The following is a 12,493-nucleotide window of genomic DNA, read 5'->3' on the forward strand; positions in this document are numbered from 1 at the left end:
CTAGCCGTTTTGCCCGTCCCGCTTCTACTGGCGGGGAATGAGGAGCAGCTCGCGCTGCCGCCCGTCGAGATAGCGGACGGACTCTCCGTCGAAATACGCATCCTCTTCGGTCATGAAGCGCACGGTCTGCCCGTCCCATTCTGGAACCTCGGCCTGCGCATTGAGTTCGATCGACCACGCCGTATTCGGCTGGACGAGCATCTCGCCGCGGTCTCCGGCCGTCTCCTGATTGTCCCACATCCCGATCCAGGGGCCCGCGCCATGGCCGTGATAGCCCAGCGGGTGGGAGTAGATCGACGGCTCTTCGACATCGCGCAGCGCACGCCGTCGAGCGCGCTCGAGAAGCGCGTTTCCGGTGATGCCGGGCTCGAATTCGGCGAGGAGCGCGTCCTGCACCGCATTGGCCTGCGCCAGCCCCGCCCGCAGGCCTTCCGGCGCCTCCGTTTCGCCAGGGCGCAGGACATAGGCGTGGTGCTGGGTATCGGTGTTCAGGCCCAGATAGGTGATGCCGAAATCGACATGGAGAAAATCGCCGGGCTGGATGACCTGGCCCTCGTCCAGATTCATGTTCGCGATGGCGAAGGTGCTCGCCTCGGGGCGCTGCACGTGGACGCTGGGGTGGAACCAGGTGTCGAGCCCGAGATCGAGGACGCGCTGGCGCAGGTGCCAGCGCAGATCGTTGGTCGTCGTCACGCCCGGCAGGACATTGGCCGCCGAGAACGTCTCGGCGATGATCGCATGGGCGATGCGGACGATGGACGGATAGGCCGCCATCTCGGCGGGAATGCGGGTCTCGAGCCAGCCGAGGGCGAGGGCAGGCCTGGCGACGATCCTGTCGGCGCGCTCGCCGAGGGCGTCTTCGAGCACGTCGCGGTCCGCCGCGGTCAGGCCGTCCGCCAACGGAAAGGTGTCGGACATGTTTACGGCGATGCGCCGCGGGTCCCGCTCGGCCACGACCTCCGCGAGCCGCGCCATCTGGTCGGGCTGCTCTTCGGGGTCCCAGGCGGACGGGAAGAGGTCCGCCACGGGATAGCGCGCGATGGCGAAGCGCTCGACGCCTTCTTCGGGTCCCCGGTCGTGAAAGACGAGGATGGTCGTCCGCCGCGCCGACAGCCAGGTCGCCGGCAGCATGGTCTTGAGGACGGGGTCCTCGTTGTACTCGCCGCCGAAGAGAACCCACATGTCGACGCCCTCGCGCCGCATCAGCGGCCCGACCAGCGTATCGAGCCGCTCCTCGAGCCAAGCATCCGTCACCGCTGCCCGCTCTTCGAGGGGAAGGATGAGCGGCATGACCGGATCCATCGCCTCGGGCACCTCCGCCACCTGGGCATGTGCCGGCGAGAGGAGAGCCGAAGCCGCCGCCATGGCGAGGAAGGGTGTGCGAATTCTCATAGAGGTTCTCCCGAAGTCGATTGGTCCGGCGGCGGCGAGCCTGCGCCGACGGTCAGGGCGAGCAGCGCCACATGGCGGGCGGTCCGCATCATCGCGTCGAGATCCGCCCATTCGCCGGGATGTCCCCGCTCCCCGCCGCGCTCGCCGCCGAGGCCGATGGCGAGCGTGCCGTCGGCGATGGCGACGTTGAGGTTCGCCGATCCCGCATCGCTGAGCTGCGGGTCGATGCCGAGATGATGCCCGATAGCCTGCGACCAGCGGACGAGGCCGCTGTCCAGCGCGCCTTCGATCTGGCCGCCGGGCACGATATTCTCCGCTACCATGCGGAAATCGATGCCGGTCTCGGCCGTCACCTCGGCGAGGATGGCCCGGGTCTCCTCCTCCATCGCCTCGATCGTGCCGGCATCCAGCGACCGCAGATCGAGCGAGAACCAGCCTTCGGCCGGCTTGTGATTGAAGACGGAGCCGCTTCTCAGGATCGCCACATTGGCGCGGGTCATGCGCTCGGCGCTCCTGAGGGGGTGGGGCATTGCGAGGATGCGCTCCACCGCCTTCGCGATGCCGAGATTCACGTTCGGAAGGCCGCCCCGCAATGTGTGGCCGGGGGGTCCCGAGGCCTCGATCCTCCACCAGTGAATGCCGAGCGCGCCGTAGCTGATCGTGCTTCCGTCGCCGAGGATATCGACGAAGGCGACGGCGTCGGACTTGTAGCGCTCATAGAGCCGGCGCATCCCGATGAGGCCGGTCTCTTCCTGGGCGACGGCGGCGAAGACGAGGTTGTGCTCGGGCTCGAAGCCGCTCGCTGCCAGCGCTTCGGCAGCGGTCAGCATGGCGACAGTGGTCGAGCTCGTATTGGTGCCGGGGCCGACGATCCGCTGCCCTTCCCGGCTCGGCGGCCCTCCGCGCGCGGCCTGATGCGCGGCGACGGTCGTAAGGTCGTCGAGCGTCGAGACGAAAACGAGCGCCCTGCCCGACCGGCCGGGGATGCGGCCGATGACGTTCGGCGCGTCCGTTACCTCGACTTCGCCGAGGCCGATTCCCTCCATCAGCGCCGCCACGGCTTCGGCCCGCGCAAATTCGTCGCCGGAGGGCGAGGGAATGCCGCCGATCGCGATCAGGCGGTCGGCGGCGCGGGCCTCGGCCTCTTCGAGAGCCTTTTCGACCGAGATGAACGGCTCGGTCTCGAACCGCGCGGTCTGCGCGCCCGCCGCCGATCCGAAAAAGAGCATGCCCGCCGCACCGGCGGACAGGATGGAACGCAATGCTAGCATGAATGCGCCTCCGGCAGCGCGTGCGGGCGTCCTTCCCTCCAGGCCAAGGCTCGGAGGGAAGGACGGTCCCGTCACATCTTGATCGTCGCGCCGACGAAGAGGAAGCGGCCGAGCGCGTCATAGACGGAGGGGAAGGTGTTCCCGTTGCCAAACGAGCCGCCCGATCCGCCCGCCGAGGTCGTCACGGGCGCGGTCACGTCGAAGACGTTGTTGACCCCGACCCGCCAGTCGACGGCGTCATTCACCCTGCCCTGCACGGCCAGGTCGATATAGTTCACCGCGTCCAGCGTCGCGTCGACTGGCGCGGGATTGTCCGCGAGGAGGTCGGCGGAGCCGAAATGGCGCCAGGTGAGCTGGGTGCTGAAATCGCCGCTCGGCGCGATCCAGCGAACCGGGAGCCAGTGCCGGTAGTCGGGGTTCGGCGTGCCGCACCCGGCATTGGTGGCGGAGTAGTAGCCCGCGCATTCGAAGGCGTCCTCGCCGGGCAGCGGCACTTTCTCGAGGCTCGACAGGAAGGTCGCGAGATAGTCGATCCGCAGGCTGCCCGAAGAGCCGAAGTCGAACGTATAGTCCGCCGCCACGTCGACGCCGCTGGTCGACAGCGAGCCCGTGTTCACCGTCGTGCCGGTGATGAAGCTGTTATCGCCGAGGAAGAGGTTGCCGTCCGCCGGGTCCCGGTTGATCAGTCCGCAGAAGAACTCGTCGCCGGTCTCGAGGCAGTTGTTGAGCGCGAGCTCTCCGGGCACCGTCGAGATGAAGTCGTCGACATCGATATTGTAGTAGTCGATCGACACCGTCAGGCCGTCCGCGAAGCTCGGCGTGGCGATCAGGCCGACTGTGAAGGTGTCGGACGTCTCGACCTCCAGATCCGGGTTGCCGCCGATGAGCCTGTTGTACTGGTTCGCCGGGTTGTTCGGCACATTGCCGTACTGCTCCGGCGTCACGCCGGTCCTGATGCAGGCATCGAGGCTCGCCGCCGGGTCGGTGCCCGCGCAGGGATCGGAATTCCCGTTGGTCAGGACGGGCAGCGTCAGCTCGAACCGGCTGTTCGGCGAGAACAGCTCGATCGGGTTCGGCGAGCGGGTCGCGCGCTGATACTGCGCCCTGAACCGGTAGTCCGGAACGGGAGCGTATGAGATGCCCGCCGCATAGGTGTGCTGCGTGCCCGTGGTCTCGTAATAGTCCGAGAAGCGGTAGGCGCCGGTGATGGCCAGCTCGTCCGCATAGGGCGCGTCCTGCACGATCGGCACCTGCGCCTCGGTGTAGAGCTCGTAGACCTCGATGCTGCCCTCCACATCCGCGCGCGGCGTGCCGAAGGCGCCGGTGCGGGTCAGGAAGTCGTTGGTCTGGCTGAGGCTCTCCTCGCGGTATTCGGCGCCGAGGACGAGGCCGACGCCGTCGGTCGCGCCGGGGAACTTGATGCCGTAATCGCCGAGTTCGCCGGTGACGAAGCCGCCGACGATGATCTGCTCGACCGTGCCGACCCGCAGCCCCGGGGCCTGGATATAGTCGAGGGCGGCATCCGTCACCCCATCGGCCTGGAAGATGTTCCAGGGCACGCATTCGGGATCCGTTCCGTCGATCGCCACTTGGCAGGCCGGCTCGCCGGTGGCGGGATCGATCCGCACGATGAGTGCGTTGCCCACGCGGTCATTGTTGAAGAAGTTCGACGAGTTGTCGCTGTAGCTGACCTGCGCGTACTGGCCGAAGACGTCATAGGACCAGGCCTCGTCGAGCTGCCCGCGGAAGCCGCCATTGGCGCGGAAGGACTGGTGGTTGATGGTGTTCTGGCGCCCGCCGCCCTCGACGTTCCGGCGCTGCACGACCAGCGTCGTCAGCCGGTCCTCGGGGTTTTCGGCATCGGGATCGACACCCCTGTTCACGCACAGGCCCTGGCGCAGCGAGTCGTTGAAGAAGGGGTTGTCGCAGTTCAGGGTCTGCTGGCCGAAGCTGCCCGTCGGCGCGATCTGCGCCGTCGTAGTGTCGTCCATGAACATGAGGTCGACATAGGCTTCGATCTCGTCGGTGATCTCGTAATGCGCGAAGGCGCCCAGCGCGAACCGTTCGCCCGGCCGGATCAGGTGGTTGAGCGGCGCGTAGTTATAGGTGTCCTGCGGGAACTCGAAGGGACGGAGATTCCCCGTCTGCTCGTCGATGATGACGTTGTAGGTCTCGCCGTCGATGAAGTGCGTGGGGAAGGTCGTGCCCGAGCCGCCGCAGGAGAACGCGTTGCCGCCGTCCTGAAGGCCGAGGGCGCAGGCGCTGGTGATGCGGTCGCCCTGGAGGATCTCCTCCTGCTTGCGATAGTTGAAATAGGTGGTGACATTGCCGCGGCCATTGTCTGCGTTCACGCCGAAGACGACGCTGGCGTCGATCGCTTCCCCGTCGAATTTCGATCCGGGAACCGGCTGGTCGAACTGGTTCAGGACGTCTTCGAGCGAGCCTTCATTGTTCCCTGTCTGGTAGGCGCTGAGCTGCGTGTTGATCTCGAAGCCTTCGAAGTCGTCGACCATGATGAAGTTGACGACGCCGGCCACGGCGTCCGCGCCATAGACCGCCGTCGCGCCGCCGGTCAGCACGTCCACCCGCTCGACGAGCTGGGTCGGGATCTGGTTGAGGTCGGCCGGCGCGTAGATCGGCGAGCCGTAAGGCAGCCTGCGGTCATTGACGAGCACGAGCGTCCGCTCCGGCCCGAGGCCGCGCAAGTCGACGGTGGCGGTGCCGGTTCCTTCGTTGGCGCGGCCCGAGCCTTCCGAAGGGGAGACCTGCGGCAGCGTGTTCAGGAGGTCTTCGGCCCTGATCGTGCCGCGGGCGTCGATCTCGCCCGCGCCGACGCTGGTGACCGGGCTGGTCGCGATCATGTTCTGGGAAGGCAGGCGCGAGCCCGTGACGACGATCGTGTCCTGACCGGTGTCGAGAACGCCCTCGGAGTCATCGACCTCCTGCGCTCCTGCGCTTCCAGCCGCGAACAACGGTACGATCACCGTGCTCGCCCAAAGGAACTTCCGATAGCTTCTGTGCCTGTTGTCGAACATCGACTTCCCCTTATTTGGCTGCCCCTCGACAGAAGAAGCAAACCACGCGCGATTTTCCGTACATCACAAGTTAAACCATCACCTCTCTGGACGTGGGTCCTGAAAGAGTGCCGATGCAGGCTATATTGCCCAAGGCGTTACTTGATGAAGTAGCGGTATACGAAAACAGCGTAAGGATCGCTCGAAGCTCGTGTCAATCGCACTGCACAACGCAGAAGTGCTCGTTCGGCCTCGAACAGGCGGATTATCCGGCCCGTCCGACCTCCTTCGCGCAAGAATACGCTCCAGTAAGTCATTGCTTTGACGTCATATTGCGGGGAGGCTGGGCGAGATGCGGGAAAGGGGACACACCCTGCCGAAAAAGTTTTCGCCATGCGAACTGACGTTCGCACTGTACACCTTCCTCGATCTTGAGGATGGTTCCACCGAGTCACAGGCTATGGCGAGCGACAAAGATGACAAGACATTCCCTCTCCCTGCGGGCCGCACTGGCGCTTGGCGGCGCTTTCATGAGCCTGCCGGGCGCGGCATCCGCCGAGACGTTTCAGGTGCGGCTGGACGAAGGCATCGGATCGGAAGCCTATGACGGGCGAATCATCCTCATCCTGTCACCCGACGGCAGCGAGGAGCCGAGGTTCCAGGTCGATCAGGCCTATGACGCCCCCCAGATCTTCGGCATCGGGATCGACGGCCTGAACCCCGGCGAATCGGTCACCGTCGATCCCGGCGTCCTCGGCTTCCCCGCCGAGAGCCTCGATCAGGTGCCGGCGGGCGAGTACACCGTTCAGGCCGTCCTTCATAAATACGACACCTTCAACCTCTCGACGGGGCATACGGTGAAGCTTCCCGCTGCCCGCGGGGCCGGGCAGAACTGGCGCAAGGAGCCCGGCAACGTCATCAGCGAGCCGAAGACGGTGCGGTTCGATCCCGACCGGAGCGGCGAGATCGAGATCGCGCTGACGGAGGTCCTGCCGCCGATTCCCGAAAAGGAAGACACCGAATGGATTCGCCGCATCAAGGTGCGCAGCGACATCCTGTCGGAGTTCTGGGGCCGCGACGTCTTCATCAACGGCCATGTTCTCGTGCCGAAGGGCTTCGACGAGAACCCGGACGCGAACTACCCGCTCGCCATCTTCCACGGGCACTTCCCCGAGGATTTCGGCGGCTTCCGCACGACGCCGCCCGATCCGGACCTCGAATGCGAGTACAGCGAGCGTTTCGACGAGCCCTGCTACAACCGCATCCAGCAACAGGAAGCCTATGACTTCTACAAGACGTGGACCTCGGACGACTTCCCCCGCATGCTGATCGTCGAGATCGACCACTCGAACCCCTATTACGACGACAGCTATGCCGTGAACTCGGCCAATATCGGTCCTTACGGGGACGCGCTCACCTATGAGTTCGTGCCGGCGCTCGAAGAGAAGTTCCGCGGCATCGGCGAGCCGTGGGCCCGCTTCCTCTATGGCGGTTCAACCGGCGGCTGGGAGGCTCTCGCCGCGCAGGTGAAGTACCCGACCGAGTATAACGGCGCCTTCGCGGCCTGCCCCGACCCGATCGACTTCCGACAGATGATGACGGTCAATCTCTACGAGGACGAGAACGCCTATTACCGCGAGGGGCCCTTCACCCGCATCGAGCGGCCGGCCCACCGCAACTATCTCGGCCACATCTCCCGCACGATGGAGATGGAGAACCGCTACGAGCTGGTCCTGGGGACCAATACGCGCTCAGGCCAGCAATGGGATGTCTGGGAAGCGGTCTATTCGCCCATGGGCGAGGATGGCTATCCCGAGAGGATCTGGGACAAGCGCACCGGCGAGATCGACCCGGAAGTCGCCCAGTACTGGAAAGAGAATTACGACCTCCGCTACATTCTCGAGCGGGACTGGTCCGAGATCGGCGAGGACCTGGAGAACAAGATCCACATCTATACCGGCGACATGGACAACTACTACCTCAACAATGCCGTCTACCTGATGGAGGACTTCCTGAAGGGTACGGAAAATCCGCATTACGGCGGGGAGGTGACCTATGGCGACCGGGACGAGCACTGCTGGAACGGCGACCCGGACGAGCCGAACGCCGTCTCTCGCCTGCGCTACAACACGATGTATGTGCCGCGCATCCTGGAGCTGATCGAGATGCACGCGCCCGAAGGCGCCGACCTCGAAAGCTGGCGCTACTAATCCTCTCCCGAAGCGGGCAGGCTGAGCGGATCGCTCGCCTGCCCGCGAATTCTTTCAAGGAGCACGCTCCCATGCCGAATACTTACAGGGGCCTTGCCGGGGCCGCCTTCCTCGCGCTTTCCGCGGCAAGCGCTCACGCCGCCCCGGCGCCGAGCGAGGCCGAGAAGGCAGAAGCACTCGACCTGTTGGAAACCATCGTTTCCACCCGCACGGTCAAGGGTCAGGGCCAGACGGGTGCCATGGCCGAAGCGCTCAAAGCGCGCCTCGTCGAGGCAGGCTTCCCCGAGGATGCGATCGACCTCCCCACGATGGAAATCGACGGCGAGACCGTGACCGCCTTCGTCGCGCGATATGCGGCCGAGGGCGAGCCGACCGCGCCGCCGATCGCCTTCCTCGCCCATATGGACGTCGTCGATGCCTCCGCCGAGACATGGTCGACGACGCCCTTCGAGCCCGTGGTGCAGGACGGCTATCTCTATGGCCGCGGCGCGGTCGACAACAAGGCCGGCATCGGGGCGCTCGTCTCCAGTTTCGCCCGCCTGAAGGAATCGGGCTGGACGCCCAGCCGCGACCTCGTCCTCGCCTTCTCGGGCGACGAGGAGACGGGCATGAACACGACCATGATGCTGACCGGCCACCCTTGGGTCCGCGATGCGGAATATGCGCTGAACTCCGATGCCGGGTCCGGCTCGGCCGCCAGCGAGGACAAGCCCGCGACCTTCTCAATCCAGTCCGCCGAGAAGACCTATGCGACCTATGTCCTGACAGCGAAGAACAAAGGCGGGCACAGCTCCGCCCCGCGTCCGGACAACGCGATCTACGATCTCGCCGAAGCGCTGAGGCGCCTCGAGACGCTGAAATTCCCCGTCGAGTTCAACGAGATCACGCGCGGCATGGCCGAGCGGATGGCGGAGAGCGCCGAGCCGAAAGAGGCCCGCGCGCTCAGGACGCTTCTGAAAGATCCGTCCAACGAACGCGCCCGCAAGGTGATCGAGGAGAGCGGCCTCAGGGCGCACTTCCTCTCCACGACCTGCGTGCCCACCATGCTGTCGGGCGGCAGCGTCGAGAACGCCCTCCCCCAACGTGCGAGCGTCACCGTCAACTGCCGCATCATGCCGGGCACCGATCCGGCCGAGGTCGAGGCGAAGCTGAGAGAGACGGTCGCCAATGACGCGATCGAGATGAAGCCCCTCGGCGCGCGCACGCAGAGCCCGGTCTCGCCGATCAACGAGCCGCTCTTCGCCTCGCTGACGGCGGCGGCGCGCTCGCTTTATCCCGATGCGACCGTCAATCCGAGCATGTCGTCCGGCGGAACGGACGGGCGGGAATATCGCAGCCAGGGCATCCCGACCTATGGCGCCGGTGCCATCGCCCTCGGCCCCGACGACCACCGAGCGCACGGAATCGACGAGCGGGTGCCTCTCGACACCTATTACCGGCAGATCGAATATTGGGAGACGCTGCTGAAGGACCTCGCAGGATGACACGCTCTCGTATCAACACGCCATCGGGCGTTCGGGCCGACCGTCGCTCGTTCCTCGGCCTGTCGGCAGCCTTCGGACTGGGCGGCGCGATGGGCATTCGGCCCTCTTTCGCCAGTGCCGGAACGGCGGTCCAGGCTCGGATCGCCGAGGCCGAACCGATCACCGCGCAGGAACGCGAGGCCCGCGTCGCCAAGGCGCAGCGCCTTCTCGCGGAGGGCGGCCATGGCGCCCTCCTCGTCGAGGCGGGCTCGTCGCTCGACTATTTCACCGGCATCGACTGGTGGCGCAGCGAGCGGCTCACGGCTGTCCTTATCCCGCGCGAGGGGCAGATCCTCGTCGTCACGCCCGAATTCGAGGAGCCTTCGATCCGCGAGATGCTGGCGGTCGATGCGGATGTGCGGATCTGGAACGAGCACCAGTCGCCCTACAGGCTGATCCGCGACTGGATGACGGAGCGGAAGCTCACCGGGCAGCCGCTCGCGATCGAGGAGACCACGCGCTATTTCGCGATCGCGGGCGTTCAGGACGCGATGCCAAGGCTCAGCATCGTGACGGGCGCGCCGATCGTGAACGCCTGCCGGATGATCAAGAGCCCGGCCGAGCGCGCGCTGATGCAGCGCGCCTCCGACATCACCGTCGCCGCCTATCGGCAGGTCGCAGGCAAGGTCGAAGCCGGCATGGAAGGCCGGGACGTCTTCGCGATCATGCAGGCGAACATGATCGCGCTCGGCGGGAAGAACCCGTCCGGCGGCGTCCAGGTCAATGAGGGAACCGCCCTGCCCCACGGCTCGAAGGAGCGGCAGGTCATCGCGCCCGGGTCGACCATCCTCATGGATTGCGGTTGCGGCGCAGGCGGATATCGCTCGGACATTTCGCGCACCTTCGTCTTCGGCGAGCCCTCGAAGAACCAGAAGCGGGTCTTCGCGGAGGTCCGCCGCGGGCAGGACATCGCCATGGAGACGGCCGCGGTCGGCCGCCCCGCCGGTGAAGTCGATGATGCTGTCAGGGCCTATTACGAAGAGCTCGGCTACGGGCCAGGCTACGCGACGCCCGGCCTGCCGCACAGAACCGGCCACGGCATCGGCATGGATGTCCACGAGCCGATCAACCTCGTCCACGGCGAGACGACGCCGCTCGCAGCCGGCATGTGCTTCTCGAACGAGCCGGGCATCTATATCCCGGGTTCCTTCGGCGTACGGATCGAGGACTGCTTCTACATGACCGAGGACGGGCCGCGCTATTTCTCGGAGCCGCCCCGCTCTCTCGACCGACCTTTTGCCTGACGACAAGACGGAACTCACAATGACGAAGACAGCCCTTATCAGCGCCCTCCTCTGCGGCATCGCCGCTGCCCCCGCTCTCGCCGCAGCGCAGTCCGGGTACGAACCCGCACAGGGCGAAGCGTCCATGTCACCGCCTGCGCCGGAGGTCCTCTCCCCTCGCGAGCAGGCGCGGATCGAGGACGAATGGCTGGGCGAGCGGCTCGACACCGTCGTCCCCGAGCTGATGCGCAGGAACGGCATCGACATGTGGATCCTGGTGGCGCGGGAATACATGGAGGACCCTGTCGTCTCGACCATGCTGAACGCGACGAGCCTGCGCGCGCGTCGCCGCACGATCCTCGTCTTCCACGATCAGGGCGAGGAGGAAGGCGTCGAGCGCCTGACGGTCAGCCGCTACGACCTCGGCGACTTCTTCAAGTCCGCCTGGAATCCCGAAGAGGGCGCGGACCAGTGGGAGCGCCTGGCCGAGATCGTCGCCGAACGCGACCCGGATAAGATCGCGCTGAACACCTCCTCGCTTTCCGCCTTCGGGGACGGGATGACCTATTCCCAGTATACGGACCTCGTCGACGCCCTGCCCGACGAGTATCGAGACCGGGTGGTAGAGGGCTATCCCCTCGCGATCGGCTGGCTCGAAACCCGCATCCCTGCCGAGATCGACCGGTATGACGACATCGTCCGTACTGCTCACAACATCATCGGCCAGGGCTTTTCCGCCGAGGTGATCGAGCCCGGCGAGACGACCGTCGACGATGTCGTGTGGTGGTTCCGCCAGAAGATCGCCGATATGGGCCTCGTTCCCTGGTTCCATCCTTCCGTCGCCATCTATCGCGAGGGCGTCGAGGGCGACCTGCGCGGCGACGCCGTGATCGGGCGCGGCGACATGCTGTGGACGGATTTCGGCATCGTCTATCTGGGGCTGAACACAGACACCCAGCACCTCGGCTACGTGCTCAAGGAAGGCGAGACGGAGGCGCCCGAAGGCTTGCAGGCGGGATTGCGCGCCGCGAATGCCGTGCAGGATGATCTGACCAGCTCTTTCGAGGTGGGCCTATCGGGCAATGAGGTGCTCGCGGCCGCGCGGCAGAAAGCGCTCTCGGCGGATCTTGACCCCTCGATCTATTCCCACCCGATCGGGTTCCACGGCCATGGCGCCGGGACGTCGATCGGGTTCTGGGACAATCAGGACGCAGATCCCCGGGGCGCCTATCCCGTCATGCCCAACACGGCATGGTCGATCGAGCTCAAGGCAACCCACGCCGTTCCGGAATGGGGTGGGCAGCGTGTCGACTTCAAGACCGAGGAAGACGCCTATTTCGACGGGGATACCGTCACCTATCTCGACGGCCGCCAGACGCAATTCCACCTCATCGACGCGGACTGACGAGTTCGAGCAGGCTGCGTTGCCGGTTCATTGCCGGCAGCGCAGCTACCCGGGAATGGTCGGGATGGCGCGGAACGACGGTCTGGCGGCGCACAGCCCTTTGAGGAGAGAGCCCGGCCTTCTCGCCCTGGCTGCGCCACTTGATCTTCTCACAGGAGTTCGCGGCGACGAGCAGGAAGGGCTGCATCGCCCTCGCCGTCGTCGCGATGCGCAGGGTCGGCGTGGGTTCGAAGGATGGTGAGACGCTGGCGTCGGGGGCCTGGAGGCGTCAGCGCCCCATGCGGGAACTTGCGACGGCGGAGATCGAGGCCAGGTCTTTCAGCCGATCAGCCTGTGCATGAGGACCATTGGACACCGCTGGAAGCGCTCCCACCGTCCGGCTTCACCTGGGAAAAGCCGGTCGCAAGCCGCGACCTAGGTCGACCGCTGCGCGGGACCTCGTGCCTATCGGGAGT

Annotated in this window: 8 protein-coding genes; 4 read left to right on the forward strand and 4 right to left on the reverse strand. The window is 65.9% G+C overall.

Annotation, left to right across the window (positions count from 1 at the left end; genetic code table 11):
* Positions 1 to 24 precede the first annotated feature (24 nt).
* The 3 genes from IE88_RS0115400 to IE88_RS0115410 all read right to left on the reverse strand — a co-directional run bounded on the left by IE88_RS0115400 (position 25) and on the right by IE88_RS0115410 (position 5,698).
* Positions 25 to 1,392, reverse strand: coding sequence for a M24 family metallopeptidase (locus IE88_RS0115400; RefSeq protein WP_031556239.1), 1,368 nt, complete (start codon positions 1,390 to 1,392; stop codon positions 25 to 27).
* Positions 1,389 to 2,663, reverse strand: coding sequence for a M20 family metallopeptidase (locus tag IE88_RS0115405; RefSeq protein ID WP_081871737.1), 1,275 nt, complete (start codon positions 2,661 to 2,663; stop codon positions 1,389 to 1,391). The genes IE88_RS0115400 and IE88_RS0115405 overlap by 4 nt, the downstream gene beginning before the upstream one ends.
* Before the next feature lie 71 nt (positions 2,664 to 2,734).
* Positions 2,735 to 5,698, reverse strand: coding sequence for a TonB-dependent receptor plug domain-containing protein (locus IE88_RS0115410; RefSeq protein WP_036767500.1), 2,964 nt, complete (start codon positions 5,696 to 5,698; stop codon positions 2,735 to 2,737).
* Positions 5,699 to 6,153: 455 nt separating this feature from the next.
* Here IE88_RS0115410 and IE88_RS0115415 point away from each other — a divergent pair, with 455 nt between their 5' ends.
* The 4 genes from IE88_RS0115415 (at position 6,154) to IE88_RS0115430 (ending at position 12,038) form a co-directional block, all read left to right on the forward strand.
* Positions 6,154 to 7,887, forward strand: a complete 1,734-nt coding sequence (locus IE88_RS0115415) for an alpha/beta hydrolase (RefSeq protein ID WP_202900526.1) — start codon at positions 6,154 to 6,156, stop codon at positions 7,885 to 7,887.
* A gap of 71 nt (positions 7,888 to 7,958) precedes the next feature.
* On the forward strand, positions 7,959 to 9,371 hold the full coding sequence (locus IE88_RS0115420; protein ID WP_036767501.1) for a M20/M25/M40 family metallo-hydrolase: 1,413 nt from the start codon (positions 7,959 to 7,961) through the stop codon (positions 9,369 to 9,371).
* Entirely contained in the window at positions 9,368 to 10,654 is a 1,287-nt protein-coding gene (locus IE88_RS0115425) for a M24 family metallopeptidase (RefSeq protein WP_051882368.1), read from the forward strand. The genes IE88_RS0115420 and IE88_RS0115425 overlap by 4 nt, the downstream gene beginning before the upstream one ends.
* 19 nt (positions 10,655 to 10,673) lie before the next feature.
* Positions 10,674 to 12,038 carry a M24 family metallopeptidase gene (locus IE88_RS0115430; RefSeq protein ID WP_031556250.1) on the forward strand — a complete coding sequence of 455 codons (1,365 nt, stop codon included), beginning with the start codon at positions 10,674 to 10,676 and terminating at the stop codon, positions 12,036 to 12,038.
* Here the strand turns inward: IE88_RS0115430 and IE88_RS18295 are convergent.
* Positions 12,022 to 12,225 (reverse strand): hypothetical protein, encoded by a 204-nt coding sequence (locus tag IE88_RS18295; protein ID WP_156032648.1) that lies wholly within the window; start codon positions 12,223 to 12,225, stop codon positions 12,022 to 12,024. The two genes, IE88_RS0115430 and IE88_RS18295, sit on opposite strands and share 17 nt — an antisense overlap.
* Between the last annotated feature and the right edge of the window lie 268 nt (positions 12,226 to 12,493).

The organism is Parvularcula oceani (assembly GCF_000733125.1).
In the GTDB taxonomy this organism is placed as follows: Bacteria; Pseudomonadota; Alphaproteobacteria; order Caulobacterales; family Parvularculaceae; genus Parvularcula; species Parvularcula oceani.